Source organism: Rahnella sp. JUb53, assembly GCF_004346065.1.
Lineage (GTDB): Bacteria > Pseudomonadota > Gammaproteobacteria > Enterobacterales > Enterobacteriaceae > Rahnella > Rahnella variigena.
This window is the reverse complement of record NZ_SLYT01000011.1, coordinates 38,920-65,911: the sequence shown is the minus strand read 5'-3', so window position 1 is coordinate 65,911 and position 26,992 is coordinate 38,920. Positions and strand designations below refer to the sequence as shown.

Annotated in this window: 24 protein-coding genes; 14 read left to right on the top strand and 10 right to left on the bottom strand. The window is 52.7% G+C overall.

Translation table 11 applies throughout. From position 1 onward, the window contains the following. Positions 1-272 precede the first annotated feature (272 nt). Positions 273-992, top strand: coding sequence for a two-component system response regulator OmpR (gene ompR / locus EC840_RS21245; protein ID WP_009635740.1), 720 nt, complete (start codon positions 273-275; stop codon positions 990-992). Continuing rightward, positions 989-2,350 (top strand): two-component system sensor histidine kinase EnvZ, encoded by a 1,362-nt coding sequence (gene envZ / locus EC840_RS21240; RefSeq protein WP_112288648.1) that lies wholly within the window; start codon positions 989-991, stop codon positions 2,348-2,350. The genes ompR and envZ overlap by 4 nt, the downstream gene beginning before the upstream one ends. Positions 2,351-3,049: 699 nt before the next feature. Here the strand turns inward: envZ and EC840_RS21235 are convergent. The 7 genes from EC840_RS21235 to EC840_RS21205 all read right to left on the bottom strand — a co-directional run bounded on the left by EC840_RS21235 (position 3,050) and on the right by EC840_RS21205 (position 9,980). Further along, the gene (locus EC840_RS21235) at positions 3,050-3,529 is read right to left on the bottom strand and encodes a PIN domain-containing protein (RefSeq protein ID WP_132966954.1); all 480 of its coding nucleotides are present in this window, start codon (positions 3,527-3,529) and stop codon (positions 3,050-3,052) included. Continuing rightward, on the bottom strand, positions 3,526-3,738 hold the full coding sequence (locus EC840_RS21230) for a plasmid stabilization protein (protein ID WP_132966951.1): 213 nt from the start codon (positions 3,736-3,738) through the stop codon (positions 3,526-3,528). Before EC840_RS21230 ends, EC840_RS21235 begins: the two co-directional genes overlap by 4 nt. Before the next feature lie 103 nt (positions 3,739-3,841). Then, positions 3,842-5,464 (bottom strand): phosphoenolpyruvate carboxykinase (ATP), encoded by a 1,623-nt coding sequence (pckA, locus tag EC840_RS21225; RefSeq protein ID WP_132966949.1) that lies wholly within the window; start codon positions 5,462-5,464, stop codon positions 3,842-3,844. 226 nt (positions 5,465-5,690) lie between these two features. Continuing rightward, positions 5,691-6,575 carry an Hsp33 family molecular chaperone HslO gene (hslO, locus tag EC840_RS21220; protein ID WP_095923811.1) on the bottom strand — a complete coding sequence of 295 codons (885 nt, stop codon included), beginning with the start codon at positions 6,573-6,575 and terminating at the stop codon, positions 5,691-5,693. Positions 6,576-6,597: 22 nt separating this feature from the next. Then, positions 6,598-7,002 carry a ribosome-associated heat shock protein Hsp15 gene (gene hslR / locus EC840_RS21215; RefSeq protein WP_129637659.1) on the bottom strand — a complete coding sequence of 135 codons (405 nt, stop codon included), beginning with the start codon at positions 7,000-7,002 and terminating at the stop codon, positions 6,598-6,600. 24 nt (positions 7,003-7,026) lie between these two features. Further along, the gene (gene yrfG / locus EC840_RS21210) at positions 7,027-7,716 is read right to left on the bottom strand and encodes a GMP/IMP nucleotidase (protein ID WP_112288643.1); all 690 of its coding nucleotides are present in this window, start codon (positions 7,714-7,716) and stop codon (positions 7,027-7,029) included. Positions 7,717-7,838: 122 nt separating this feature from the next. Further along, the gene (locus tag EC840_RS21205) at positions 7,839-9,980 is read right to left on the bottom strand and encodes an intracellular growth attenuator family protein (RefSeq protein WP_181955535.1); all 2,142 of its coding nucleotides are present in this window, start codon (positions 9,978-9,980) and stop codon (positions 7,839-7,841) included. A 442-nt stretch (positions 9,981-10,422) separates the two neighbouring features. Here EC840_RS21205 and nudE point away from each other — a divergent pair, with 442 nt between their 5' ends. Further along, positions 10,423-10,980: an ADP compounds hydrolase NudE gene (gene nudE, locus EC840_RS21200; RefSeq protein WP_112288641.1), complete on the top strand. Its 558-nt coding sequence runs from the start codon at positions 10,423-10,425 to the stop codon at positions 10,978-10,980. A gap of 75 nt (positions 10,981-11,055) precedes the next feature. On the opposite strand, the gene mrcA is transcribed toward nudE, so the two are convergent. Further along, entirely contained in the window at positions 11,056-13,611 is a 2,556-nt protein-coding gene (mrcA, locus tag EC840_RS21195) for a peptidoglycan glycosyltransferase/peptidoglycan DD-transpeptidase MrcA (RefSeq protein ID WP_112288640.1), read from the bottom strand. 121 nt (positions 13,612-13,732) lie between these two features. On the opposite strand from mrcA, the gene pilM reads away from it, so the two are divergent. From pilM to trpS, 11 genes are all read left to right on the top strand, one after another. Continuing rightward, positions 13,733-14,566 carry a pilus assembly protein PilM gene (pilM, locus tag EC840_RS21190; protein WP_132966946.1) on the top strand — a complete coding sequence of 278 codons (834 nt, stop codon included), beginning with the start codon at positions 13,733-13,735 and terminating at the stop codon, positions 14,564-14,566. Further along, positions 14,566-15,129 carry a PilN domain-containing protein gene (locus EC840_RS21185; RefSeq protein ID WP_132966944.1) on the top strand — a complete coding sequence of 188 codons (564 nt, stop codon included), beginning with the start codon at positions 14,566-14,568 and terminating at the stop codon, positions 15,127-15,129. Before pilM ends, EC840_RS21185 begins: the two co-directional genes overlap by 1 nt. Beyond that, positions 15,126-15,971, top strand: coding sequence for a pilus assembly protein PilO (locus tag EC840_RS21180; protein WP_132966943.1), 846 nt, complete (start codon positions 15,126-15,128; stop codon positions 15,969-15,971). Before EC840_RS21185 ends, EC840_RS21180 begins: the two co-directional genes overlap by 4 nt. A gap of 30 nt (positions 15,972-16,001) precedes the next feature. Beyond that, positions 16,002-17,261, top strand: coding sequence for a DNA uptake porin HofQ (gene hofQ / locus EC840_RS21175; protein ID WP_112288636.1), 1,260 nt, complete (start codon positions 16,002-16,004; stop codon positions 17,259-17,261). A 348-nt stretch (positions 17,262-17,609) separates the two neighbouring features. Next, positions 17,610-18,131: a shikimate kinase AroK gene (aroK, locus tag EC840_RS21170; RefSeq protein WP_014333540.1), complete on the top strand. Its 522-nt coding sequence runs from the start codon at positions 17,610-17,612 to the stop codon at positions 18,129-18,131. Positions 18,132-18,188: 57 nt separating this feature from the next. Next, a complete protein-coding gene (gene aroB / locus EC840_RS21165) occupies positions 18,189-19,271 on the top strand; it encodes a 3-dehydroquinate synthase (protein ID WP_112288635.1) in 1,083 nt (360 codons plus the stop codon). Positions 19,272-19,398: 127 nt separating this feature from the next. Next, positions 19,399-20,454: an SPOR domain-containing protein gene (locus EC840_RS21160; RefSeq protein WP_112288634.1), complete on the top strand. Its 1,056-nt coding sequence runs from the start codon at positions 19,399-19,401 to the stop codon at positions 20,452-20,454. An 80-nt stretch (positions 20,455-20,534) separates the two neighbouring features. Beyond that, entirely contained in the window at positions 20,535-21,347 is an 813-nt protein-coding gene (gene dam / locus EC840_RS21155) for an adenine-specific DNA-methyltransferase (protein ID WP_113877183.1), read from the top strand. Between the two features lie 49 nt (positions 21,348-21,396). Further along, a complete protein-coding gene (rpe, locus tag EC840_RS21150; RefSeq protein ID WP_132966941.1) occupies positions 21,397-22,074 on the top strand; it encodes a ribulose-phosphate 3-epimerase in 678 nt (225 codons plus the stop codon). Beyond that, the gene (locus tag EC840_RS21145; RefSeq protein ID WP_129637654.1) at positions 22,067-22,765 is read left to right on the top strand and encodes a phosphoglycolate phosphatase; all 699 of its coding nucleotides are present in this window, start codon (positions 22,067-22,069) and stop codon (positions 22,763-22,765) included. Before rpe ends, EC840_RS21145 begins: the two co-directional genes overlap by 8 nt. Position 22,766: 1 nt before the next feature. Continuing rightward, positions 22,767-23,783, top strand: coding sequence for a tryptophan--tRNA ligase (gene trpS, locus EC840_RS21140; RefSeq protein ID WP_132966938.1), 1,017 nt, complete (start codon positions 22,767-22,769; stop codon positions 23,781-23,783). A 62-nt stretch (positions 23,784-23,845) separates the two neighbouring features. On the opposite strand, the gene EC840_RS21135 is transcribed toward trpS, so the two are convergent. Continuing rightward, entirely contained in the window at positions 23,846-25,573 is a 1,728-nt protein-coding gene (locus EC840_RS21135) for a POTRA domain-containing protein (RefSeq protein ID WP_132966936.1), read from the bottom strand. Between the two features lie 139 nt (positions 25,574-25,712). Then, on the bottom strand, positions 25,713-26,873 hold the full coding sequence (locus EC840_RS21130) for a collagen-like triple helix repeat-containing protein (protein ID WP_129637652.1): 1,161 nt from the start codon (positions 26,871-26,873) through the stop codon (positions 25,713-25,715). Between the last annotated feature and the right edge of the window lie 119 nt (positions 26,874-26,992).

Here is a 26,992-nt window from a genome sequence, read left to right as displayed (position 1 = left end):
GCTCGCATATTGAGATGATCATTTTTTTGATACTTGCAGCAGGAGTGTTCATATAATGACCAAAAAAAGGACGAACAGATTTTGCAGAGCGGGACAAACCGTAACAAACCAACCTTCGCTTGCAGAAGATTCCTCTGATATTGTTGATAAATTAGGAAATCCATAATCATTGTTACAATTTCGGCTAGAATATATACCATTAAACGCTGTCTGTTTTAGCTGACTTTTCTGACAATACAAGCTTCAGGCATTCACGCCTTTGGGAGATTTAAATGCAAGAAAATCACAAGATTCTGGTGGTCGATGATGACATGCGCCTTCGCGCACTTTTGGAACGTTATCTGACTGAACAGGGCTTCCAGGTGCGTAGCGTTGCCAATGCCGAACAAATGGATCGCCTGCTGACTCGTGAGTCATTCCATCTGATGGTTCTCGATCTGATGCTGCCGGGCGAAGATGGCTTGTCTATCTGCCGTCGTCTGCGCAGTCAAAGTAACCCGATGCCGATCATCATGGTCACCGCTAAAGGCGAAGAAGTTGACCGTATCGTAGGTCTGGAAATTGGTGCCGACGACTATATTCCAAAACCGTTTAACCCGCGTGAACTGCTGGCCCGTATCCGCGCTGTGTTGCGTCGTCAGGCTAACGAATTGCCGGGTGCGCCTTCTCAGGAGGAAGCGGTCATTTCATTTGGCAAGTTCAAACTGAACCTTGGTACCCGCGAAATGTTCCGTGAAGACGAGCCTATGCCGCTGACCAGCGGTGAGTTCGCCGTGCTGAAAGCACTGGTGAGTCATCCACGTGAGCCGCTGTCCCGTGACAAGCTGATGAATCTTGCACGTGGTCGTGAATACAGTGCGATGGAACGTTCTATCGATGTGCAGATTTCCCGTCTGCGTCGCATGGTAGAAGAAGATCCGGCGCATCCGCGTTACATTCAGACCGTATGGGGTCTGGGCTACGTATTTGTGCCGGACGGCAGTAAGGCATGAAGCGAATACGCTTTTCACCGCGTAGCTCGTTTGCCCGAACACTGTTATTAATCGTCACCTTGCTGTTCGTCAGCCTGGTGACGACCTATCTGGTGGTGCTTAACTTCGCCATTCTTCCCAGCCTGCAGCAGTTTAATAAGGTTCTGGCATACGAAGTGCGTATGCTGATGACCGACCGGCTGCAGCTGGAAGATGGCACGTTGCTGGCTGTTCCACCGGCGTTTCGTCGCGAAATTTACCGCGAACTGGGCATTTCTCTTTATACCAACTCTGCAGCCGAGGAGAGTGGTCTGCGCTGGGCGCAGCATTACGAATTCCTCAGTCAGCAGATGGCGCAGCAGCTTGGTGGGCCTACCGATGTCCGCGTCGAGGTGAATAAAAATACCCCGGTTGTGTGGCTGAAAACCTGGTTGTCGCCTGATATCTGGGTACGCGTTCCGCTTACTGAAATCCATCAGGGCGATTTCTCTCCGCTGTTCCGTTATACGTTAGCGATTATGTTGCTGGCGATTGGTGGCGCGTGGCTGTTTATCCGTATTCAGAACCGACCCCTGGTCGAACTGGAGCACGCGGCATTACAGGTCGGGAAAGGCATTATTCCGCCGCCATTACGTGAATACGGTGCGTCGGAAGTGCGGTCAGTGACGCGTGCATTTAACCAGATGGCAGCCGGTGTCAAACTGCTGGCCGATGACCGTACCTTACTGATGGCAGGTGTGAGTCACGATTTACGCACTCCGCTGACACGCATTCGTCTGGCGACTGAAATGATGAGCGACGGTGACGGTTATCTTGCCGAGTCGATCAACAAAGACATCGAAGAGTGCAACGCCATTATCGAGCAGTTCATCGACTATCTCCGCACTGGCCAGGAAATGCCGACAGAGATCACCGATCTTAACGGTATTTTGGGCGAAGTGATTGCGACAGAAAGCGGCTACGAGCGCGAAATAGATTCAGATCTGGCCGACGGCGAATTACTGGTGAATGCGCATCCGCTTTCCATCAAGCGTGCTGTTGTGAATATGGTGGTCAACGCCGCCCGTTACGGCGATGGCTGGATTAAAGTCAGCAGCGGTCGTGAACTTCAGCGTGCATGGTTCCAGGTTGAAGATGATGGCCCGGGCATTGCGCCGGACCAGCTCAAACATCTCTTCCAGCCATTTGTGCGCGGTGAAAGCGCCCGAACCACCAGCGGAACCGGCCTCGGTCTGGCGATCATTCAGCGTATCGTTGATGCCCATTCAGGGACGCTGGATATCGGCAAGAGTGACCGCGGGGGATTACGGATCCGGGCGTATCTGCCGTTACCGGTGGAGATGCTGAAAGCGGTGGCGGTTCAGCAGAAACCAGTTTGATTAAGGGGGGAATTAATAATCCCGTTTTAGTTGGACAGGCGGCAATTTCGGTTTCTCAATTGCGGTGAACACTTATCGCGTTGCGCCGAAACCGCCCAAGAGAGGGAAGTGCTTTCCCTCTCTTGGATCTCTCCCCGCTTTTTACTCCCCGCTTCGCTCGCTGGCTATGTTTCAGGTAGCGATGCGATAGCCGCAAAATTCCGCCGCTGCGCGGTGCCCTCCGTTCGGGCTACAACCCGCGCAAAAAGACGCACGGTTTTGCGCCTCTCCTCCGGTGGTATTTTGGAACCGGCCTCAGGTTTATACTTTACAACCTCACTTTTTTATCTTTTTAAAATGCTGCGGGCGATTCAGAAATCTTGCTGAACGAAGCGGCCTGAAGACCAGAGGCTTCAGGACCGAGTGAAGGCACCGCAATGCGGCAAGATTTCCAGCCTGTCGCTGCGGCTGATGAAACATAGCCAGCGAGCGAAGCGCGCAGTAAAAGAGCCGGGGATTCTTAAGGGTGGTGGCGATAAGCCACCCTTAAGGCCGGTGTGGGCGGCAGCTCACGGTTTTGACCTAAGGCCGGTGTGGGCGGCAGCTCACGGTCTTGACCTAAGGCCAGTTTGGAAGGCAGCTCATGGTTTAGACCTAAGGCCGGTGTGGGCGGCAGCCCACGGTCTTGACCTAAGGCCAGTTTGGAAGGCAATCCATAATTCAGCTCTTCCTGCTCATCACATAATACTCTGCCGCTTCTTCCCGCCATCTCGGCGTGTTCCCCGTATCCCACGGATTAACCAATACGACACCTGTATGCGCAAACGCTTCGCCATGATCGGTCGCCAGAGTCGCCTGATGATTCAGGCAAATAGCCGCCAGTAGTCTGTCCTGCTCGGACATCACTACATTGGCAGCTTCTGACAAGGTCATGATCCGCGGGTAATGCAGCGCGCTTGCCGCATCAAACGACAGTAATCGACCGGCAAAATCCTGATTCAACATTTCCAGCAAGGCTTCGGAAAGCGCGGCTTTCGGCTGGTTCTCCGGCAGATTATCTGCCCAGGTGAAAAATGCCGCTACGCTCAGGCTGGTCAGGTACAGCTGTGTGGCATCCTGCGCGTCCAGCCATTGCAGAACGATCTTTTGTGGCCTGGGATTGATCATCTCAAAAATGACGGAGGTATTAAGAATGATCATTTGGGTGGCAGTTCCAGTGGCTCAGCGATCACGGATGAAAAACGCTGGCGGAGCTGGCTACCGAGGCCAAAGTCAGGCTGGGCGGGAGTGAGCACCTGTTTCAGGATGAGACGTGCTTCTTCTTCCATCGAGTGGCCTTTTTTGGCCGCCGCGATACGCAGCAGTTCCTTCACATCGTCATCGAGATTGCGAACGGTAATCGTCGCCATATGAGGTTCCTCTGACAGCAATGCTGTCATTCTGAAATGCTGCCGGGCCGGTTGCAATAAAAAAGGCGCGGAAGCCCGCGCCTGATGAGAGATTATTGCCAAATTACCGCTTCGGTCCGGCGCTGACCAACGCGGCACCTGCCGTGTTGTCGGTATATTTATCAAAGTTATCGATAAACAATTGCGCGAGATGCTCTGCTTTTTCCTGCCACTGCTCACGGCTGGCGTAGGTATTGCGTGGATCCAAAATATGGGTGTCGACGCCCGGTAACGCAGTCGGAACGGCCAGGTCAAACATCGGCAGAGTGAACGTTTCGGCATCATCAATGGTGCCATCTAAAATAGCATTGATGATTGCGCGGGTGTTCTTCAGCGAGATGCGTTTGCCGGTGCCGTTCCAGCCAGTATTCACCAGATAAGCCTGTGCGCCCGCCGCTTCCATACGTTTCACTAATACTTCTGCGTATTTCGTCGGGTGCAGCATCAGGAATGCGGCACCGAAGCAGGCGGAGAATGTCGGCGTTGGTTCATTGACGCCACGCTCAGTGCCCGCCAGTTTGGCCGTAAAACCGGACAGGAAATGATATTGCGTCTGCGATGCCGTCAGGCGCGAAACCGGTGGCAGGACACCAAACGCATCAGCAGTCAGGAAAATCACTTTGCTGGCGTGTCCGGCTTTGGAAACCGGCTTGACGATATTTTCAATGTGGTAAATCGGGTATGAAACGCGGGTGTTCTCGGTTTTGCTGCCGTCATCAAAATCGATTTTGCCATCTTCACTGACCATCACGTTTTCCAGTAACGCGTCGCGTTTGATGGCTTTGAAGATTTCCGGTTCGGCTTCTTTGCTAAGTTTGATGGTTTTGGCATAGCAACCGCCTTCAAAATTGAAGACACCATCATCGTCCCAGCCATGTTCATCGTCGCCGATAAGTTTGCGCTTCGGATCCGTCGACAACGTCGTTTTACCCGTGCCGGAAAGCCCGAAGAACACCGCAACATCGCCTTTTTCGCCGACGTTAGCCGAACAGTGCATGGAAGCAATGCCCTGTAATGGCAGCAGATAATTCATGACGGCGAACATGCCTTTCTTCATTTCGCCGCCATACCACGAACCGCCGATCAGCTGGATACGCTCGGTCAGGTTGAAGGCAATGAAGTTTTCTGAATTCAGCCCCTGTTTCTGCCAGTCAGGATTGGTACATTTCGCGCCGTTTATGACGATGAAATCCGGTTCGAAATTTTCCAGCTCGCTTTCGGTCGGGCGGATAAACATGTTTTTGACGAAATGCGCCTGCCAGGCGACTTCGGTAATAAAGCGGACTTTCAGACGGGAATCGGCGTTTGCGCCGCAGAAAGCATCAATGATAAACAGACGTTTGCCGGACAACTGTTTGCTCACCAGAGCCTTCAGTGACGTCCAGGTTTCCTGTGACATCGGCTTGTTATCATTTTTGCCTTTGCCCTGATCAGACCACCACAGCGTATCGCGGGTGGTGTCATCGCGGACGATGTATTTATCTTTCGGCGAACGACCGGTGAAGATACCGGTATCGACATTGACTGCACCCAGTTCTGTCACTTGCCCGCGCTCAAAGCCTTCGAGACCCGGCGCCGTCTCTTCATTAAAAAGGGTTTCGTAATCAGGGTTATAGACGATTTCGCTATTCTGATGGATCCCATAAAGGGCGAGTTTTTCGGCGGTGATCCCGATAGTCGTAGGCATTTCCCTGCTCCTCACTGAACTTTGAATCCCTCGGTAGGGATAAATCAGTTGTTATTGTAGGTATTTATCGCGTTTTAACCGCGACAAGTCTCAAAGAATAACGGGAGGTGTAAATGTTTTTCCAGAATTGTGATGAAAAACTCGAAAGGTATGCAAAAAGGTTATGTAAAAGAAACAAAAAAGGGACTCTTCGGCGAAAAGTCCCTCAATTTTAAACTGTTAACGATCAGTGAACCTGATCATCTCCGGAGTGAACATCTCCTCCCGCTTTTAGCGTCGCCATGTCCATCGCGTCAAACTCGTAGTCTGCGCCGCAATAATCGCAGTGCATTTCGATTTTGCCATCCGCTTCCAGCATTTCGAGAATATCTTCATCTGGCAGCGTCAGCAGCGCGCCTGCACAGCGCTCACGCGAGCAGGTACAACGGAAACAGACTTCCTGCGGTTCGTAGAGCGTGACTTCTTCCTGATGATACAGGCGGTAAAGCACTTCGTTAGCCGGAAGGTTCAGCAGCTCTTCCGCTTTGATGGTGGTGGTCAGCTGCGCCAGATGACTGAATTCTTCAGGATCGGTATCTTCAGCGGGCAGAACCTGCAACAACATGCCGCCTGCAGCAGGCTGGCCTTCAACTTCACCGGTACGGATGAAGATGCGGGTTGGCAATTGCTCGGATTGCATGAAGTAGTTTTCCAGGCATTCCGCCAGGTTTTCACCTTCCAGACCGACCACGCCCTGATAGCGTTCGCCGACGGTCGGAGAAATGGTGATCACCATGTAGCCGTTACCAATCATCTCTTTCAGAGAACTGCCTTCGGTAATGTCACCTTGCAGACGCGCAATACCGCGCAGTTCCTGTTTGTTATTCCCGTTAATCACGGCCAGTTTCAGCGGGCCATCGCCCTGCAACTGCACGGTAATATCGCCGTCGAATTTCAGGGTCGCGGTCAGCAGGCTGGTCGCCACTAACATTTCGCCCAGCAGATTACGCACTTCTGCCGGATAGTCGTGGCCGGCAACAATCTCCCGGAAGGTTTCTTTGAGCGAGACCAGTTCGCCGCGAACGGCGTGATGATTGAACAGGTAGCGATGCAGTTGGTCGTGATTAGACATAATTTTCTCTCTTTGTGGCGATTTATTCTGAATCGCCATATTTGAATTTGATCAGGGTCCGCCGTTCCTTTTTATCCGGGCGTCTGTCCGGATGCGGCATTGCATTCATTTTGCGGGCCTCGGAGATTTTCTCCCGGCTGGCAATGCTTGCGTCGGTTTCCTGATACAGTTTCTGTGCTTCTTCCGCGCTGCGGCGCTGAGTGGTCAGCCCCAGAACGGTGATCGTTTTGGTGTCATTACCCTGACGCAGCGTTATTTCGGCATTCAGTTCCATTAGCTTGCTGGGTTTCCCCCGCTGGCCGTTGTAATGCACTTTGCCGCCATCAATCATCTCTCGTGCCAGCGCGCGGGTCTTATAAAAACGAGCTGCCCACAGCCATTTATCGAGACGTACTGCGTTATCGTCGTCGTCCTTTTTACCTTTCATCTTTCTCCCCTGACGCTACCGGAATTATTTAGCCGGGCCTGTTACGGGGTGAATCGAAGGCAACAGGCTACGGAAGTCATTAATGGAGGGATGGTCCTGAAATGACTTATCTGCCATGGTCGAATCCGGATTTTCTATACCCAGACAATAGCGGATACCGAAGGTTTTTGCCGCATTCAGGATCGGTTCACCGTCATCGACAAATAAAGTCCGTTCAGGATCAAAGCCTGTTTGCTTTTGGACTGCAGACCACAACCGCTGATCTTCCTTCGGATATCCAAATGTGTGGGTGGAAAGTAATAAATCAAGGTGCTGATCTAAACCGGTATGCTCAATTTTAACGGACAGGCTGTGTGGATGTGCGTTGGTCAGCAAAATAGTCTGACGACCGCTTTCACGGAGATGCGTCAGAAAAGGCAGCGTATCGTCACGCAATCGCGCATTTTTGCCGATATTCGTGGTCATCTGATAGATATCCATGTCCAGCCGCTCGCTCCAGTAATCAAAGCAATACCAGTTCATGGTGTGCTGCACCGCCAGATATTCCTCATGAATAATCTGCCGGGCATTTTCAAGCGAAATAGACCGCTGCTGGCTCAGTGCTAACGGTACATCCTGCAACCAGAACTGACTGTCGAACGCCAGATCCAGCAATGTGCCGTCCATGTCGAGTAAAACGGTATCAATGGAATTCCAGTTAAAATCAGGGGGCATGAAAACTCCATGTCCTGGCGGCTGAAGTGGGGCCGTGCGCCGCAGGAGAGAAAAAATGAAAGCAGGGAAGGGCTTCAGGGTAGCACAATCTCACAGGGCGGCGCAGAGCCACCCTGCGGTTTTCAGCCAGGGTTATGTGCCATCACGGGCGTCAGCGTGGGGTGAAAACACGAATTGTAATGTTGCTGGATATCGTCGATGCGGCGCTTATCTTTTATAAAGCGGCGGATAAACAACACGCTGTTCACCAGCAGAATTCCGAACAACAGGAACAGCAACACGCTGGTACCGAGATAACGCCACAGCGTCGAGATGTCCGGCTCGCTGTGCAATGAAATATGACGGGTACCGTTGGCATCTACGCTGATACTGGTGATCACTCCCTGCGCACTGAACGGGGTGTGAAGCAGCAGGGTAGATAAATGTTGCAGTTGCTTCCACTGATCCTGTGGCGGATTGGCGTACAACCCGACCGGCGGAGCTGGCATTTCAATCAAATCACGGCCTTCATCATTGCTGATTAAGAAACCACCTGGTGGCGGGCTGTTGAGGCTGTCAGCCGCACGACGGGTTTCCTGCATGAAGAACGACGACGTAGCGTTATTCACCAGCTCGCTCAGCGACTGCGCACTGATCGGTCGCAACAGCACGTTGATACCCTGCAATGAGCCCGCTTTCGCCCGTTTAACCAGTGAATTCCAGTTACTTGAGTTCCCCAGATTCACCAGCGCGTTTTTCAGCCGCACGCAATCATTGCTGTTTCCGCATAACGCTTCTGTTTTCAGTACGATATCTGCAAAGTCATCCAGCAGGATCATGCCGGATTTCTCAATCGCGGTAGCCAGTTGCGGGTTGATATTTTGCTCGGGGCTTTCGCCGGGATGCATCTGATTATTAACCGTCGTCTGCAACGCCGTCGCGGCTTCAATGATTTCTGACTGCGGGACAGGCAGCGGCGTCGCATTATTCCAGTAGATGGCAGAACAATCGAAAGGCATGTAACCGGAGGCGGTACGGGTAGCTGACGGTGGCACATAACACATGCCTGTCCCCTGAACTTTCAGGGTATCGCCAACGCGCAGCGTAGTTTTTTCCAGATCCTGAACGCTGTTAACCTGCGTACTTTGCGCGCCCTGTAGCCAGGCAATGCTGAGCTTCAGTGGCAGGCCAAGAGGGACATAAACCAGTAATGCCAGCAGCAGAAGAAATGCGCTGGTAGCCAGTACAAGATTTTTTCCCCAAAGCTGGAGCGGGAATTTTTTGACCTCATCATGCAATGACAAAATGCTGCCCTGACGGACAACCTGACTGTTCATATACACTTCGACATCCGTCGGCTGACCCAGGTCGCGGCCAATATAAGGTTGCCAGTGTGGCGGATATATCAGGTCGATAGCACCGAGAGAAATATTGCTGATATCACCTTGCTTGGACTCACCAAACAATCCCCAGCGTTTAGGTAAACCCCGCAGGCAGTGGATTTCTTTACGGTTTTTACCAAAGCGTTCAGACACCACCCGCCAGATAACCCAGCCCGCCAGCGCTGCGGCAACCATCAGGATCCAGGGGAGAAAGATCACCGGGCTTTGCAACGTGATGAACAGCAGCAGGAGAATGCCCGAAACGGCCAGCGCTTCTTTGACGCCGTTCGAACGGGTCAGGGCGCGTTCCTCGCGGGTTTCGCTGCGCACTTTCACCAGTTCAATATGTTCACTTTCTTCATGGCGGATTGATGCGTTCTGCGGCTGAGAAGGGATTACCGCTGAAACCGGCACCGGACCTTCGTAGACATGATCCGCCAGAGTGTGGCCGTTGAGTGAAATCACCAGCGGCAGGGTCTGCGTTTTGATCAGCTCGACTTCGTTTTCCTGAGCGATGTACTGCTCCCAGAAAGGCGGCAGGTGAATTTCAGTCGCATCCAGGAAATAACGCCATTTGTTGGGATCTTCACTCGCCACGCCATAACGGGTGATTGCACGCTTAAGGCTGTAAACATTTTCGCTTTTAGTGGTCAGCGTCAGTTTATCTTGCAGGATAATCAGATTATTACGGTGGGTGATCGGCGTCTGCCCGAGGCCTTCATACTGGCGAAGATAGCGTTCTACGGCATCGCGTTCTTTTTGTGAAAGTTTGCGCTGGCTTGGTGCGGAAAAACGCACGACAGATTCGTCGCGTTGGCGGCGGCGCAATACAAGCCAAAAATAAGACGCTGTGGCAATGATTGCGATACACAACAACACCAATGTCACGACTACTGTGCTCATCCGATCCCCGTTCAGACGTGGGTGACTTACGTCAACTCTGTGAAAGTATTATACATAAATGGAATGCACATTCTGCGCGCGTGTGCCTTTTAGGTAGGAATTTTATTATTCTTTGGGTGAATATTATGCACAAAAATACCACGCTAGAGGATACCTGCATTTAAGAACTGTCTGGTATCGGTATAATCCTATTTTGATGTCTCAATGTTTTTGTTACAGCAAAAATGTGACCAGCGTGAGTGTTCGGATGCTTTGTACGCTTTTTTTGCTGATTTTTTAGGGGCTTTCTGTGCAAAAAATGAGTGCGTTCTGAACCGGTTTGCAGTAAAGATTGCGATTCTGGCTCTCAATAACGCACAATGCTCATTGATAGCGGTCTTTAAACAGAAAAACGAACCCATTAGAACACCTCTGGTCAGGTGAATAATAAGTTGGGGATGAAATGACACAACACCTGCAAAAACCGAAAATCACTAAGGTGGAAACCGTAGCCCGTTCGCGTCTGTTCACCATTGAATCCGTTGATCTGACGTTCAGCAATGGCGCAGAGCGTGTTTACGAACGTATGCGGCCCTCAGATCGCGAAGCGGTGATGATTATTCCTGTCATTGATAATGAGCTGGTGTTAATCCACGAATATGCTGTCGGCATTGAAAGCTATGAACTGGGTTTTCCTAAAGGGCTGATTGATCCCGGCGAGAGTATTCTGGAAGCGGCTAACCGCGAACTCATGGAAGAAGTCGGCTTTGGTGCCCGGCATTTTGATGTGCTGGCCAAACTGACTATGGCACCTTCGTATTTTTCCAGCCGCATGAATATCGTCATTGCCAAAGATCTTTACCTGAAAAGTCTGGAAGGCGATGAGCCGGAACCGTTGCCGCAAACCCGCTGGCCGGTTTCACGGATGATGGAATTGCTGCAACACCCTGATTTTTGCGAAGCCCGTAACGTCAGCGCTCTGTTCCTTGCGCATGATTTTCTGACGCGCAACGCCCGCTGAATTCCCCGATAAAATCCCATTAAAAAAGCCGGTCATGCTTGATGCAGACCGGCTTTTTGCTTTACAGCTTACGCATCAGAACAGTTCATGTTCCTGACCGTTATCCATGATGGTGGTCCCGACTTCATGCACGGCATGTTCTGTCGGCTGAGTCCCGTCGATGAAGTATTCCGGACGACTGTTACCGCCGCCATCAGACAACTTACCGGAACTCTTATCGATAGTGACCGTCACCACGCCTGGTGGTGGTGTTTGTGGCTGTTCCGGCACGCCGTCCAGCACGGCTTTCATGTAATCATCCCAGGCTGGCTGAGCACTCTTCGCGCCGCCTTCTGCACCGGAAATCTGATCAGGGATCACGCCTGAAGCCGTTGAACGACCCAGATCACGACGGTGATCGTCAAAACCAATCCAGACCGAGGTGACAACATTCGGGCCATAACCTGAGAACCACGCATCTTTCGAGCTGTTGGTTGTACCGGTTTTACCGCCAATGTCGTGGCGCTTAAGGTCACGCCCTGCACGCCAGCCGGTTCCCATCCAGCCGGGTTCACCGAAAATATTGGAGTTCAGTGCATCGCTTATCAGGAATGAAAGCGGTGTGCTGATCACGTGCGGCGCGTATTGCTGCGCGGCGTCAACCTGCGGTGAGTTAGGCGGGACCTGCTCAAGTTGCGGAGTCGGTACGCTGGTATTATTGCCGGTGGTCGATGTCGCCACGTTTTCTACGTTGTCATCGGACAGCACCGCTGATTTCTGCGTATCGCCATAAATCACCGGAATATTACAGGTGCGGCAGGCAATTTTGGGTTTCGCTTCAAACTGAACCTGACCGGATTCATCCACGATTTTGGTGATGAAATACGGGTCAACCAGATAGCCGCCGTTGGTCAGGGTGGCGTAACCGCGCACAACTTGTAACGGGGTGAAAGAAGCCGAGCCCAGCGCCAGCGATTCGGAATGCACAATGTTAGAAGCCGGGAAGCCGAAACGTTGCAGGTATTCTGCTGCGTAATCCACACCCATCGCACGCATCGCACGCACCATCACCACGTTTTTAGACTCACCCAGACCCCGGCGTAAGCGGATCGGACCGTAATACGTTGGCGGTGAATTCTTCGGACGCCAGTCTGTACCGGCACCGGCATCCCAGCGGGTAATCGGCATGTCATTCAGAATGGTCGCCAGCGTCAGGCCTTTGTCCATTGCTGCGGTATACAGGAACGGTTTGATGTTTGAACCGAGCTGACGCACCGCCTGATTGGCACGGTTGAATTTACTCTGGTTAAAGTCAAAGCCGCCGACCAGTGCTTCAATCGCGCCGTCGTTTGGATTAAGCGAAACGATAGCTGAGTTGACGTCCGGAACCTGCGCCAGCCACCAGACATCGCCCACTTTACGAACCCAAATTTGCTGGCCAGGGCGAACCACGTCAGACACTTTTTTCGGCGTCGGCCCCTGAGCATTATCATTACGGTAAGGGCGCGCCCAGCGCATGCCGCTGAACGGCAGACTGATTACCGCGCGGTTCGACATGGTCGCCGTCGCCTGTGCATCATCTGTTGCGGTAATAACCGCAGGGAACAGCGGGCCATACACTGGCAGCGTTTTCAGTGACTGAACAATTTTGTCCTGATCCCACGCCGGTTCGCCGACTTTCCACAATTCATTAGACGGACCGCGATAGCCGTGACGCATATCGTAGTTGAGAACGTTGGTACGCAAGGCTTCCTGCGCGGCAAGCTGCGTTTTCCTGGTAATGGTGGTGTAAACCATGTAGCCATCGTTATAAGCGTTATCGCCATAACGTTTCACCATTTCCTGACGCACCATTTCTGTCAGGTACGGCGCAGAGAACTCAATGTGCGGGGCATGATAATTCGCCACCAGCGGCTCAGCGCGAGCCTGATCGTACTGCGCCTGCGTGATGTATTTCTCATCCAGCATACGGGCCAGTACGGTGTTACGACGTGCCAGAGAACGGTCATGGGAATACAACGGGTTAAAGGTTGACGGTGCTTTAGGCAGACCGGCGATCACTGCCATTTCACTCAGTGTCAGCTGGCTGACATCTTTACCGAAATAAACCTGGGCAGCGGCACCCACGCCATAGGCACGGTAACCGAGATAAATCTTGTTGAGATACAGCTCGAGGATTTCATCTTTGGACATCATCTGCTCAATGCGGATGGCCAAAAACGCTTCCTTAATTTTACGGGTCAGCGTGCGTTCAGGACTTAAGAAGAAGTTACGTGCCAGCTGCTGAGTAATGGTACTCGCGCCCTGTGAGGCATGGCCGGACACCAGCGCAACGGAAGCCGCACGGAAAATACCGATAGGATCCACGCCGTGGTGTTCATAGAAACGACTGTCTTCGGTCGCGATAAACGCATGCACCATTTCCGGTGGGATTTGGTCGAGTTTCAGCGGGATACGACGTTTTTCGCCGTATTGGGCGATCAAATCGCCATCAGCACTGAAAACCTGCATGGGTGTTTGCAGGCGCACGTCTTTGAGCGTGGCGACATCGGGTAACTGAGGCTCGATATATTTATACAATCCGAAGATCGAGGCGGCTCCCAGCAAAATGCAACACACTGCAAGAATCAATAAATACTTTACGAACTTCACCTGAGATTTCCCATTAAGTGTCAATTGGGCAGTTTATAAACAACCGCGCGGTAGTATAAAGGCAAGCCAGCAACATGGATACGTTCTTTTATTTACCTGACAATATGGAGATTGGGCGAAAATGAGACTACAAGCATGGCAGGTAGGTCTGGATATTCAAGCCGGTTTTGCCCGTGCGATCGCCGTTCAGCGGCGGCGGAATGGCTGGCAATTACGTCACTGGTGGCAGCATCCGCTGCCTTCCTTCACATTGCGGGAGGGGATATTACATGAGACCGCGCCGCTGATCGCCATTTTATCGTGCTGGCGAAAAACCCTCCCGACGACATTTTCTCTGCGAATTACCCTTCCGGCACAACGGATTATGCAACAACGCATGGCGGCGCCGGATCCCCGTTTGCGCGATCCGGCCCGCAGTGCGTTTATCTTTGCGCATGCAGCGAAACAGTTTCCGCTGGGCATGGAACATCTGGTGATGGATTACCGCGCTGATCCGCACGGCGACAATCAGGTGGTGGTCACCGCAGCCAGACAACAGGAAATTCAGCAATGGATGGAATGTCTGTCTCAGGCGCAGCTTTATCCGGATGCCATCGAACTGACCCCCTGCGCACTTCAGGTGGCGGCTTTTGCTGCCGGCCTTCCGGGTGACGCATTGCTGGTTCATCGGCTTGATGACGGATTCCTCTGGGCCTCGCCCCACAGTTTGCCATTTCAGTTTGGTTTGTCTGATGACGCACCTGAAGATCTGCCGCTGTCAGAACGCATCCGCCAGCAATACCGCGCGGCGGCGTTGTGCCACAGCGAATGCTTTTTCAGCGGAGCGTCTCCACTTCCGGCAATGCAATGCTGGTCGCCCCTCAGTGCTATTGCGCAGTTATCCGCGCCGTTGCCCGTCAATCCGGGGGATTTCGCACCCGCAGTTGGGCTGGCATTGCGGCAGGGCGATCACTGATGCTGCAGGTGAATTTATTGCCCTGGCGGAAACTTCGCCTGCAGCGCCGGAGCCGTTACTGGCTGAAAATGTTTATCAGTTTTCCGGCGATTATCACGATGACTTTTCTGACACTGACCACCTTTCTCGTTCAGGAGCGGGCACTGCGGCAACTGCATTTATCTGCGCTGAATACCTCTGTTCAGGTGTTATCGCGCCAGCTGCTGGAGGTGAACGCGGCAACGGAACGGGTAAAAACGCTGAATGCGCAGCGTCTGGCTGCTCTTCAGCAACTGAAGCGAAGTCAGGATTATCTTCAGTTACTGGAATTAGTGGCTGCGCAGATCCCGCAAGACGTGAGCCTGACTGAAATGACGGAGCATCAGCAAGCTCTGACGCTGAAGGGAGAGGGCCACTTTTATCACGATATTTTGTCTTTCCGGGACGTGCTGGCGGCCAGCGGGTTGTTTGGCAACGTCAGCCTTTCTGATGTTCAGCAACAACCTGACCGGATACTGAGCTTCGTGATAAAGACACAATTCCGTTCCGCCAGTCCCGCGCCTGAACAAGGGAAAGCGCCATGATGAGGCTTTTTTCAGAACGCCTCGAGCCGCTGATGGAAAAACGGGCCTGGCAGAGAGGCCTGACTCTGACCGCTGGCGTGCTGGTTCTGATGCTGTTGCTTTACGTCTTCGCATTTCGTGGATTGTGGCAGCAACAGGATGCACTGACACGGGATATTGCGGTCGCACAGCGCACCGTTTTTCAGTCTCAGAGGGATTTGTTGCGTTTACCTCCGCTGAACACCCTGAAGCAGGAAATCCAAAATAACGCAGTTCTTGTGCAAGAGAGTTTGCCGCTAGCGCAACAATTTGCTCAGCCGCTGAAAGACGCCGGAGCAGAGTTGCTTCGCTGGTCGCCAGCCCAGCAGCCGAAAACAGAAGAACAGGGGACGCTGGATTTGCAGCTGACTTTTTCCGGCCTGACACATTTTCTTCATGCCTTGCTGCAACGTCCGGAACATCCCGCGTTCAGTGAGCCGGATATCAGGATGACTGCCTCCGGTTTAAAAGCATCGATTCTGCTAACGCAAACGACCGGTACCGGCGGTTTGGCTTTCAACTCACCCGGTGCTGTGGCCGCGCGCGACCCTTTTTCACGTCTGGCTTCCTCAACATGTCCGGACGATTCTGCGATGTCGGGTTGGATCCTGAGCGGCATTTCACAGGCGGATGGCCGGAAATCGGGCTGGCTGTTATCGCCAGATGGCCGCTGGACAAAAGTCGAGGCCGGTAATCAGGTGGGAACGCCCGCATGGACGGTTGAAACACTGAACGCCTCGCAGGCGGAGCTCAGTCTCAGCGAGCCACGGTGCGGTTTGCTGCGCCAGACTCTGCGCTTGGGTAAGAACTCTGCGTTTAAGTAAGAAAAACGATTCTCCATGGAAAGGAAAATAATGAAATACATCAATCATAAACTGGCTCTTATTCTGCTTTGCCTGTGCCTCAGTCCGGTGAAAGCTGCCCCGGCGCTTATTTCTCTGGAGTTTCCGTCATCGCCTGTCGGCCTGGTCTTGCAGGCACTGGCGGATTCGCGGCAACTCAATCTGGTCACTGCACCGGGTGTGGACGGCGAAATCAGCGTGAAGCTTAAAGAGGTGCCGTGGCAGCAGGCGCTCGACATCATCCTGAAAATGAGTCACCTCACCAGCGAGTTGCAGGGCAATGTTTTACTCGTGTCTCCGGTGGTTGATCCGCTGATTCAGCGACAGCAGCAGGAAGATGCCGCCGGGCAACGGGCGCTGAACAGCCCGATAATCAGCATGACCGTGCCGCTGCGGTATGCGGATGCCAAAGATACTGCGCAGAGTCTGAATACCCAAAAAGGGTCTTTGCTTTCGGTGAAAGGCAATGCGTCGGCCGATACCCGAACCAATACGCTTTTATTACGGGATACGCAGGAGGCGCTGGACGTTGTTGCGCCGTGGATAAAAGAAATGGATTTCCCGCTACAGCAGGTACAACTGGCGGCACATATCGTGACGATGAACAGTGAGAGCTTGCGGGAGTTAGGCGTGCAATGGGGTTTTACCGGTGATGAGCCGATCACGAAAGCCGTGCGTATGAACAATTTCAGTATGGGAATGCCGGTTGAGAATCCGATATTTACGGCGGGCTTCAATCTGGCGCACATCAGCGGGCGGATCCTGGAACTGGAACTGACCGCCCTTGAGCAGGAAGATAAGGTGGATATTATTGCCAGCCCGCGACTGATGACGGCGCATATGCAAACCGCCAGTATCAAGCAGGGGACCGAAATTCCTTATCAGGTTTCGAGCGGCGCCAGTGGCAGCACATCCATTGAATTTAAAGAAGCCGTGCTCGGGATGGAAGTGACGCCGAAGATCTTACGCGACGGGCGCATTCAGATGGCCTTACAGATAAGCCAGAACATGCCGGGAAGAAGTATAAAACAGTCAGAAGGCGAGGCACTGGCTATCGACAAGCAGGAAATTAAAACTCAGGTGACGGTGAAGGATGGGGAAACCATTGTGCTTGGCGGGATATTTCAGCGTAAAAATCAAAAAACAGATACAAAAGTGCCGTTGCTGGGCGACATGCCGGTGGTCGGTTCCTTGTTTAAACATCAGTACACAAGTGAACAGCGGCGTGAGTTGGTGATTTTTATCACTCCGACCCTAATCCACACGCGATAAACGGGTATTCTGACTTAACGTAAATTGCACAATAACGTTGAGCACATGCAACTTTTTGTGTCGCAAGAGGCTTCTGCGTTTGACGCTGCCGTCGATTTAGCTTACAAGGGTTACCGAATTGAGCACCGTGATCTTTTTATTACGACAGACACGCCGATAAAAACGTACGGTTTCCCTCCTGCGGCGTGCAAAGTGATTTATTCGGTTGCCAAACTACCAAGAGTGTTGAGATAATTTTTTTCTGATCTCGCACTATATCGCTCATGAGGTTTCAGTTTAGGTCCCGCCGCTAATTTGATTGGCGGGGCGGGTTATCATCAACGAATTGTCTTAGTAATACCGAAAAACATGGCAGAGAAACGCAATATCTTTCTGGTTGGGCCTATGGGTGCCGGCAAAAGCACTATTGGTCGACAGTTAGCTCAGCAACTCAATATGGAGTTTTTCGACTCCGATCACGAAATTGAGCGACGTACCGGAGCTGATGTGGGCTGGGTATTTGATTTAGAAGGCGAAGACGGATTCCGCGACCGCGAAGAAAAAGTGATCAACGAACTGACCGAAAAACAAGGCATTGTTCTGGCGACAGGTGGCGGTTCCGTGAAATCACGTGAAACCCGTAACCGTTTGTCAGCGCGTGGCGTTGTCGTCTATCTTGAAACTACCATCGAAAAACAACTGGCGCGTACACAACGCGACAAAAAACGTCCATTATTACAAGTGAGTGCTCCGCCACGTGAAGTGCTTGAAGCACTGGCGAGAGAGCGCAATCCTTTGTATGAAGAGATTGCCGACGTCACTATTCGTACCGATGATCAAAGTGCCAAAGTCGTTGCTAACCAGATTATTAACATGCTGGAAAGTAACTGATTATTGGTTTCCATCATTGCCTGAGGGTGTCAGTTAAAGAAGGTCACAGAGCACGACATGGAGAGGATTACCGTAACGTTAGGGGAGCGTAGCTACCCCATTACGATTGCTGCCGGATTGTTCCACGATCCGGCTTCTTTTATGCCGGTAAAGGCAGGCGATCAGGTCATGATAGTGACCAATGAAACCCTCGCCCCTCTCTATCTGGACGCAATCCGTTCAGTGCTGGAGCAGGCAGGCGTTCGTGTTGATCAGGTGATTTTGCCTGATGGTGAACAATACAAATCCCTGGCTGTTCTAAATGACGTGTTTTCCGCGCTGCTTGAAAAGCCGCACGGACGTGATACCACGCTTGTCGCCCTTGGCGGCGGCGTTGTCGGTGATTTAACCGGCTTCGCCGCAGCCAGTTATCAACGTGGTGTACGCTTTGTTCAGGTGCCAACCACGCTGCTATCTCAGGTCGATTCCTCTGTTGGCGGCAAAACAGCGGTAAACCATCCCCTCGGAAAAAACATGATCGGCGCGTTTTATCAGCCTGCGTCGGTGGTGGTTGATCTCGACTGTCTGAGAACTCTGCCTGCCCGTGAAATGTCATCGGGTCTCGCGGAAGTCATCAAATACGGCATTATTTTGGATGCCGACTTCTTTACCTGGCTTGAAGACAACATGGACGCTCTGCTGGCGCTGGATATGAACGCGCTGGCTTACTGCATCCGTCGTTGCTGCGAGCTGAAAGCCGAGGTGGTGGCAGCCGATGAACGTGAAAACGGACTGCGCGCCTTGCTGAATCTGGGCCATACTTACGGCCATGCTATTGAAGCAGAAATGGGTTATGGCAACTGGTTGCACGGCGAGGCTGTGGCGGCCGGGATGGTGATGGCCTGTTATACGGCTCATCGTCTTGGGCAATTCAGTCTGGGTGATATTGCCCGGGTGAAAGCGTTACTGACTCGTGCGGGTTTACCGGTAACCGGTCCCGAAGTGATGGACGCCCCGTCTTATCTGCCGCACATGATGCGTGATAAGAAAGTGCTGGCTGGCGAGTTGCGTCTGGTTTTACCAAAAGCCATTGGTCAGTCTGAAGTACGCTCCGGCGTATCACATGAAATGGTGCTGGCTTCGATTGAAGATTGCCGTTAAGAATGTGGCCATAATTTTGGCCAGATAACGACCGATTTCACCCATGCCAGCAAAGCTTTATTTTTTAGTCAGGATAGTTGCTCCGCGTAAAGCCAGTTTAGGCTTTTAGCCGGGTTGGAGGTTTTAGATGGATGATTTAACACCGGAAGACGATCTCAAACCAGACACCAGCGATCGCCGCCCGCCGCGCGCCCGCAAACCGTCTCCTTCCATTCCCAAAGTTGCTGTTTCCCGTCAGTACGTGATGATCGGCATCGGTATTGTGGTGCTGGTATTGCTGATTGTCGGCATCGGCTCCGCCATGAAGTCGCCAACATCCAATCAGCCAGCCCAGCAGAACAACGGACCGAAAGACATTAGTCTTGCCGGTAACGATGCAGCAGCGCCTGCTCAGCCTTCTGCCCAGGCTCAGGCCAATACGGCGCAAGCCGTTAACGGTCAGCAACCTGCTGATGGCCAGCAACCGAAGAGTATCGGCTTACCGCCGGTTTCCTCCACACCAACGGAAGCCCAGCCCGTTCCGGATAATGGTCAGGCGAAAGAGCGGGTCGATTTGCCTGGCGATATGAGTGATGCGTTATCTTCTCAGCAAAATCAGGTGGATAATGCCGCGCAGGGTGGAATGAATCCTGCTGCACAGTCACTGACCTCTTTGCCAACCGCCCCGGCGACCGTGAACGGTTCTGCCCGCACTCAGGCAGCGGCCGGTGCTCAACCATCCGCCTCGCATATCCGCCCGGCTCCGGTTGTTCGTAATCCACAGACTTCACACACGGCGAAACCGGCAGAGCACAAACCTGCTGCGACCAGCCAGACTGCACATGCAGCGAAACCGCAGGCTTCCAAATCATCGGCAACAGCGGCTCCGTCAGCGTCATCTTCTGTCGCGTCGTCAGGCAGTTCAGCGGCCATCAAGTCAGCGCCGGGTACGCACTTTACCCTGCAATTAAGCGGTGCTTCTCAATCGAACTCACTGAACGCCTTTGCTAAACAGCAAGGTCTGAAAAATTATCTGGTATATCAGACAGCCCGCGACGGGAAGCCGTGGTTTGTGCTGGTCAGTGGTAACTATGCTTCTTCTGCAGAAGCCAAACGTGCCATTTCCAGCTTGCCTGCGGAAGTTCAGGCGAAAAAACCGTGGGTCAAACCTGTACATCAGGTACAGCAAGACCTGAAAAAATGAAACTGATCTCAACGCGATTTGCTGTCTAAAAACAGGATACAATCCGCGGCTGTGAATTGTATAAGTAGCTAACTGACGGCATGAAGAAGAACCGCGCGTTTTTGAAGTGGGCTGGCGGCAAATACCCGCTGATTGATGACATCAAACGTCATCTTCCGGCGGGAGATTGTCTGATTGAGCCTTTTGTTGGCGCGGGCTCGGTATTTTTAAATACCGAGTATGACGCTTATATTCTGGCGGACATCAACAACGACCTGATCAACCTCTACAACATTGTGAAGACACGCACTGATGAATTTGTGCGTGATGCCCGTGTGCTTTTCACGCCAGAGTTTAATGAGTCAGAGCGTTTTTACGTCCTGAGGGCTGAGTTTAATGCCAGCAGCGACCCTTATCGTCGTTCAGTGCTTTTCCTCTATCTCAACCGCCATTGTTACAACGGTCTGTGCCGTTACAATCTCAGTGGGGCATTTAACGTGCCTTTCGGCCGTTATAAAAAGCCGTATTTCCCGGAAGAAGAACTCTACTGGTTTGCTGAAAAAGCAAAAAATGCAGTATTTGTGTGTGAGCATTATCAGGACACTTTGCTGAAAGCACAGGTTGGCTCGGTGGTGTATTGCGATCCTCCGTATGCCCCGCTTTCTGCGACTGCAAATTTTACGGCTTACCACACCAACAGTTTTAGTATGGATGATCAGCGCAATCTGGCGCGGCTGGCGTATCAGCTTTCCCATGAGAATGATGTGCCGGTGCTGATTTCCAACCACGAAACACCACAAACGCTGGAATGGTACGCACAGGCGGTTCTGCACCGTGTTTCGGCACGGCGTACCATCAGCAGTAAAGTTGCAAAACGCAGCCTGGTGAATGAACTTTTAGCGCTCTACCGGTGATTGCCGTTCAGCGGTGAGTGACGGATAACCCTATCGTTTGGAGAAGCGGATGAAACAGTTTTTGATTGCACCGTCCATTCTGTCGGCTGACTTTGCCCGTCTGGGTGAAGACACTGCCAAAGCACTGGAAGCTGGCGGAGATGTTGTCCATTTTGATGTCATGGATAACCACTACGTACCTAATCTGACGATGGGGCCGGCGGTTTTGAAAGCGCTGCGCAACTACGGCATTACGGCGCCGATCGATGTTCATCTGATGGTTAAGCCGGTAGATCGTATTATTCCGGATTTTGCCGAGGCCGGTGCGACTTACATCACCTTCCATCCGGAAGCATCAGAACACGTTGACCGTTCGCTGCAACTGATTAAAAGCCATGGCTGTAAAGCGGGTCTGGTATTTAACCCTGCGACTTCGCTGAGTTATCTCGAGTACGTGATGGATAAACTCGATGTGATCCTGCTGATGTCGGTGAACCCGGGCTTTGGCGGTCAGTCGTTTATTCCGGGCACGCTCGATAAACTGCGTCAGGTACGTAAAATCATCGATGCCAGCGGTTATGACATTCGTCTGGAAGTTGACGGCGGTGTGAAAGCCGAAAATATCGGTGAAATCGCTGCGGCGGGTGCGGATATGTTCGTGGCCGGTTCAGCCATCTTTAATCAGCCGGATTACCGAACCGTTATCGACCACATGCGCAGCGAGCTGGCTAAGGCCACCCATGACTGAGCCACTGAAAGCCCTCGGTTTAGGTTTTGATCTCGACGGCACGCTGGTTGACAGCGCACCCGGTCTTTCTGACGCGCTGGACAGGGCGCTGCAAGATTTTAATTTGCCTGCCGCAGGCGTTGAACGCCTGAGCACCTGGATTGGTAACGGTGCCGATATCATGGTTGAGCGCGCCGTGCGCTGGGCCGAAGGCGATTTATCACCGCAGTTTCTGCAGAAAGTGCGCGATAAATTCGATCACTATTATGCCGATACTGCCGCGGGCGGCAGCCGTTTGTACCCCCAAGTCAAAGAGACGCTGGCCGCTCTGGCCGCAGCCGGAATTCCGATGGGGCTGGTGACTAACAAACCGACGCCTTTCATCGCGCCATTACTGCAATCTCTGGGTATCGACAGCTATTTCACCGTGGTGATTGGCGGTGACGATGTCGTGGCGAAAAAACCGCATCCGGCACCCGTCTACATGACGTTAGCCTTGCTCGGATTGCGCGCCAGTGAAATGGTATTCGTGGGCGATTCCCGCAATGATATCCATGCTGCACAGGCCGCAGGCTGCCCGTGTGTCGGCATGACTTATGGCTATAACTACGGTGAAACTATCGCGCTGACCAAACCCGATCGTGTGCTGGATAATTTTGCCGACCTTTTGCCCATATTAGGGCTGTCATCTTTAAAAGATCAGGAAGCATAAAATGAGTAAACCCATCGTATTTAGTGGCGCACAGCCCTCCGGCGAATTGACCATTGGCAACTACATGGGTGCGCTGCGTCAATGGGTCAAAATGCAGGACGATTACGAATGCATTTACTGCATCGTCGATTTGCACGCGATCACCGTGCGTCAGGACCCGGAAAAACTGCGCAAAGCGACACTCGACACGCTGGCGCTGTATCTGGCGGTCGGCATTGATCCGAAGAAAAGTACCATCTTCGTGCAGTCTCACGTTCCTGAACACAGTCAGCTGAGCTGGGCGCTGAACTGCTACACCTATTTCGGTGAGCTGGGCCGTATGACGCAGTTTAAAGACAAGTCTGCGCGTTACGAGACTTCTAACAGCGAAAGTATTACTGCCGGTCTGTTCGACTATCCGGTGCTGATGGCCGCCGATATTCTGCTGTACCAGACCAATCAGGTGCCGGTGGGTGAAGACCAGAAACAACATCTGGAACTGAGCCGCGATATCGCCGCCCGTTTCAACGCGCTGTATGGCGATGTGTTTACTGTACCTGAGCCATTTATTCCGAAGTCTGGTGCCCGCGTGATGTCCCTGCAGGAACCGACCAAGAAGATGTCCAAGTCTGATGACAACCGTAAAAACGTTATCGGCCTGCTGGAAGATCCGAAAGCGGTGACCAAGAAAATCAAAAGCGCGATGACCGACTCTGAAGAGCCGCCAGTCATCCGTTACGACATTAAGAACAAGCCGGGCGTTTCTAACCTGCTGGATATTCTTTCCGGTGTCACCGGCAAAGCGATCCCTGAGCTGGAAGCGGAATTTGAAGGCCAGATGTATGGTCATCTGAAAGGCGCAGTGGCCGAAGCTGTTTCAGGCATGCTGACCGAGGTGCAGGAGCGTTTTAACCGTTTCCGCGGCGACGAAGCTTATCTGCAACAGGTGATGAAAGAGGGCGCTGAAAAGGCCCGCGCCCGTGCCAGTGTGACGCTGAAGAAAGCCTATGAAGCTATTGGTTTTGTCAGCTACGAATAATTCTGGTCTGGCATCAAAGCAAAAAACCACGTCCCCGGACGTGGTTTTTTATTTTCAGCGCATCATGAACCGGAACTGAAGTTATAGGTAAATGTCGCGTTATAACGCCAGTCGCGGGATGTGCTGTCGAGCGGCGTGTCGCCAATCGGGCGGGCGGCTTCCACGGATAATGTGTAATGACGGTTATCGCCAAACATCACACCGATGGCGTAAGACGACAGATTTTGCTTCGGTAACCCCTGCTGATTGAAACCCGTATGCGCCGCATCCACCACGGCGTAAGGCTGAATGGTTTTCAGCCACACTCCCTGTTCCAGGCTATGGATATAGCGCATTTCCACCTGTCCGCCGACGCCATAATCCCCCTGCGCATCGCTGTCCGGATAGCCACGCCCGTAATGCAGGGCACCAAAATTCACCCGCTCAGGCTCCGGCAAATCATTGTCCGACCAGTCACCTTCAACCGACGCGCTGAGCCGCCATTTTTTATCAAACAGATACGCCGAGTCACCGTTAAATTTCCAGCGGGTAAAGGTCAGATCGGCGTTGGGTGTCGAATTGGTTGCGCCGAGTCCGTCAATTCCCTGACGAACGTTAAACGTCGTGTTCCAGTAAGCCTGATCGTATTCACGATATCCGGTCAGGGAAAGCTCGGCTGTCGGATAGCGTATCCGCTGGCTTACCTGCGGTAATTGCAGTTTTTGATTGCCAAGTCTTGCCAGTAAATCGTACTCATATTTCTTGTCGAGATAATCCAGACCGCCGCTGACTGTCCACTGTTTTTTCCGCGTCAGTTGTAACGGGTAACTGAATACCACGCCACCGTTGTATTGCGTTTGCTTATCCTGTGAATCCACAGTGATGCCGTTAGGCAGGAACAGGATGGTGTTGTAATCCTTGTCTTTCTGCTGGTAATAGCTGCCTTTAAGCTGCATCAGCAATCCATCATCACCGAGATATTGCTGATAGTTCAGACCGGCATAGGTTTTGCGGGTATCACTTTCCAGCGGGATGAGTGTCGCAATACCCAGTTGTTCGCCGTAGGTGCTCAGGCCGCTCAGCGTGGCGTTCACCACCGCAGAACTGTCACCTTTGCGGGTATCCACGGCGGTGGCGATATTCCAGTTTCGCTGCCGCACCGCATCTACATTCAGCGTGGTAGCACCGTAAATGTTGTTCGGATTATTGGCCGTCGCGCTGACTTTAGTGTCCGGTGTGCGTTGCATCAGAATCGTGTAGCGCTCGAAGGTGTCCTGCGTCAGCGGTTTCTCCGCCATGATGTGCTGCGATAATTTGCTCAGCCAGCGGCCAACCTGCTGATTGTCGCTGTGGATTTGGGTTCCGGAAATATATCCTTCAACCAGCCCGACGTTGAGGGTGCCGTTTTTAAAGTTATCGGCCGGAATATAGGCGTAAGAGAGAATAAAACCGTCGCGGTGATAGCGTTGCGTGATGGAATCAGTGGCGGACAGTAATGCCGACAGCGGCACCTTTTTGCCCACAAAGGACGCGAAGGGCGCAACCAGAGAATCCAGCGGATATCGAGTGCCGCCGATAAACTGAATGTGTTTTATCTCAATCAGTGTCTGAGGTGTCAGCTTGGGGGCGGAATCTTTTGCCGGTAAGGAGTGTGAAGGTAAGGCGATTTTTTGCGTTTTGGCCGGAGGCTGGGAAATGGGCTCAGCCAGTTTGGCCGGGTTATTCGGGTCGATCAAAGTGGGAAACATATCTGCCGAACTGTAACCAATGGCAGAACCCAATAAAGCCACCATGCAGGATTTTATTCTCATAAATATTCCTTTGAACGCACAGGCAAATGTTGGAACCCGGTGAATCAAGCCCGCTCTGCGCAGAAAACCAGAGAGCGGGCTTTTTTACAGCTGAAGATAACAACGACAGATTTACAGCTAAAGATTTACAACGACAGACTTATGGGGTTGTTTTGACTTTCAGACCCAGTCCTCCTGTGAGGCCGCCGACGGTGGTGCCCACGCCAGCAAGTAATCCTCCTGATTGTGAAGCCGATGCTCCTGCTCCGGCTGAGATGCTGCCGGAATTACTGGCCGTTGTCGTGGTGGTGCTGCTCGCCGGAACCAGGATCGTGCCGGTTTTAGAAACGGCCTGTCCGGTATCCGTCACCGTTGTCCCCAGACCGGCCAGTGCTGGCGTGCTGGTGGAAAGTTGTGTACCTGCGCCACTCACGGTGGTGCCGACCTGATTCAGCAAGCCGTTAACCGGTGCGCCCAGTCCGGTGGCGCCGCCCACGGTCTGGGTAGTGCCCTGAACCTTGGCGACAACGGGGGTGACGATGCCGGTGGCGGCAGTGGTTACATTGGAAAGTGAGCCGGTCTGCACATTCGCGGCTAATCCGTTGCCCGTGGTGGTGACCACTTTCCCGACATTATCTACCAGCCCGCCTGCGGCTGATGTCACGCCACTGGCAGGTGTTCCGGTGGTGTTTGCTGCCAGAGAAGTACCCAGTCCGGAAACGCCGGTGCCTAAATCAGCCACGGCAACAGGTACACCGGCGACAGTGGTGCCTATTGCATTCGGATTGGTGCCGAGTTGTCCGACACCGTTTTGCACGCCGCTGCCGACGGCAGTTACGGCTTTACCGGTGCTGTCGATGATGGTCACGACGCCGGTACCGGCGACAGGAATATTACTGACTGGCGTCTGAGTTGCGATGCTGCTGACTTGCGTCCCTACACCGCTCACCGCACCGCCCGCACTGCTCAGGATGGTGCCCGTCGCGAGGGTTGTTGATGGCGTTGTTCCGGTCCCTGTTCCGGTGCCAGTACCCGTTCCTGTGCCTGTTCCGGTACCCGTTCCGCTTCCATTCCCCGCAGTAGTGGTGCCATCACCTGTAGTGGTGGTTCCTGTCCCTGTACTGGTGCCGGTTCCTGCGGTAGTGGTTCCGTCACTGCCTGAAGTCGTTCCATCGCCGGTTGTTGCCGATCCGGTCGTGGATGTTTTTGCCGTATGAGAAGAACCGCCGCCGCCACTGCCGCTACAGGCAGCCAGTGACAGGGCGACTAAGATTGCCAGGGCAACCTTGTTAACATGACCAACATGAATGGTATGGCGCATGATTTGACCCTCCACGGGAGATTACGCCACAGTTGGCGTAATTAAAGTTTAAGGTGAAGATTCTGAATATTCCATTTGAGTGGGGTGATTATTTTGAATTGTGATCGCGAATGGTGAGA

Excerpts from the sequence above, each read along its gene's own strand:
- pilM (WP_132966946.1), top strand. The coding sequence starts at position 13,733 with ATGAGACTACAAGCATGGCAGGTAGGTCTGGATATTCAAGCCGGTTTT.
- EC840_RS21130 (WP_129637652.1), bottom strand. The coding sequence starts at position 26,873 with ATGCGCCATACCATTCATGTTGGTCATGTTAACAAGGTTGCCCTGGCA.
- yrfG (WP_112288643.1), bottom strand. The coding sequence starts at position 7,716 with ATGCCCCCTGATTTTAACTGGAATTCCATTGATACCGTTTTACTCGAC.
- aroB (WP_112288635.1), top strand. The coding sequence starts at position 18,189 with ATGGAGAGGATTACCGTAACGTTAGGGGAGCGTAGCTACCCCATTACG.
- envZ (WP_112288648.1), top strand. The coding sequence starts at position 989 with ATGAAGCGAATACGCTTTTCACCGCGTAGCTCGTTTGCCCGAACACTG.
- aroK (WP_014333540.1), top strand. The coding sequence starts at position 17,610 with ATGGCAGAGAAACGCAATATCTTTCTGGTTGGGCCTATGGGTGCCGGC.
- EC840_RS21205 (WP_181955535.1), bottom strand. The coding sequence starts at position 9,980 with ATGAGCACAGTAGTCGTGACATTGGTGTTGTTGTGTATCGCAATCATT.
- hslO (WP_095923811.1), bottom strand. The coding sequence starts at position 6,575 with ATGTCTAATCACGACCAACTGCATCGCTACCTGTTCAATCATCACGCC.
- pckA (WP_132966949.1), bottom strand. The coding sequence starts at position 5,464 with ATGCCTACGACTATCGGGATCACCGCCGAAAAACTCGCCCTTTATGGG.
- EC840_RS21235 (WP_132966954.1), bottom strand. The coding sequence starts at position 3,529 with ATGATCATTCTTAATACCTCCGTCATTTTTGAGATGATCAATCCCAGG.
- EC840_RS21230 (WP_132966951.1), bottom strand. The coding sequence starts at position 3,738 with ATGGCGACGATTACCGTTCGCAATCTCGATGACGATGTGAAGGAACTG.
- dam (WP_113877183.1), top strand. The coding sequence starts at position 20,535 with ATGAAGAAGAACCGCGCGTTTTTGAAGTGGGCTGGCGGCAAATACCCG.
- ompR (WP_009635740.1), top strand. The coding sequence starts at position 273 with ATGCAAGAAAATCACAAGATTCTGGTGGTCGATGATGACATGCGCCTT.
- EC840_RS21185 (WP_132966944.1), top strand. The coding sequence starts at position 14,566 with ATGCTGCAGGTGAATTTATTGCCCTGGCGGAAACTTCGCCTGCAGCGC.
- EC840_RS21180 (WP_132966943.1), top strand. The coding sequence starts at position 15,126 with ATGATGAGGCTTTTTTCAGAACGCCTCGAGCCGCTGATGGAAAAACGG.
- EC840_RS21145 (WP_129637654.1), top strand. The coding sequence starts at position 22,067 with ATGACTGAGCCACTGAAAGCCCTCGGTTTAGGTTTTGATCTCGACGGC.
- EC840_RS21135 (WP_132966936.1), bottom strand. The coding sequence starts at position 25,573 with ATGAGAATAAAATCCTGCATGGTGGCTTTATTGGGTTCTGCCATTGGT.
- rpe (WP_132966941.1), top strand. The coding sequence starts at position 21,397 with ATGAAACAGTTTTTGATTGCACCGTCCATTCTGTCGGCTGACTTTGCC.
- nudE (WP_112288641.1), top strand. The coding sequence starts at position 10,423 with ATGACACAACACCTGCAAAAACCGAAAATCACTAAGGTGGAAACCGTA.
- hofQ (WP_112288636.1), top strand. The coding sequence starts at position 16,002 with ATGAAATACATCAATCATAAACTGGCTCTTATTCTGCTTTGCCTGTGC.
- hslR (WP_129637659.1), bottom strand. The coding sequence starts at position 7,002 with ATGAAAGGTAAAAAGGACGACGACGATAACGCAGTACGTCTCGATAAA.
- EC840_RS21160 (WP_112288634.1), top strand. The coding sequence starts at position 19,399 with ATGGATGATTTAACACCGGAAGACGATCTCAAACCAGACACCAGCGAT.
- trpS (WP_132966938.1), top strand. The coding sequence starts at position 22,767 with ATGAGTAAACCCATCGTATTTAGTGGCGCACAGCCCTCCGGCGAATTG.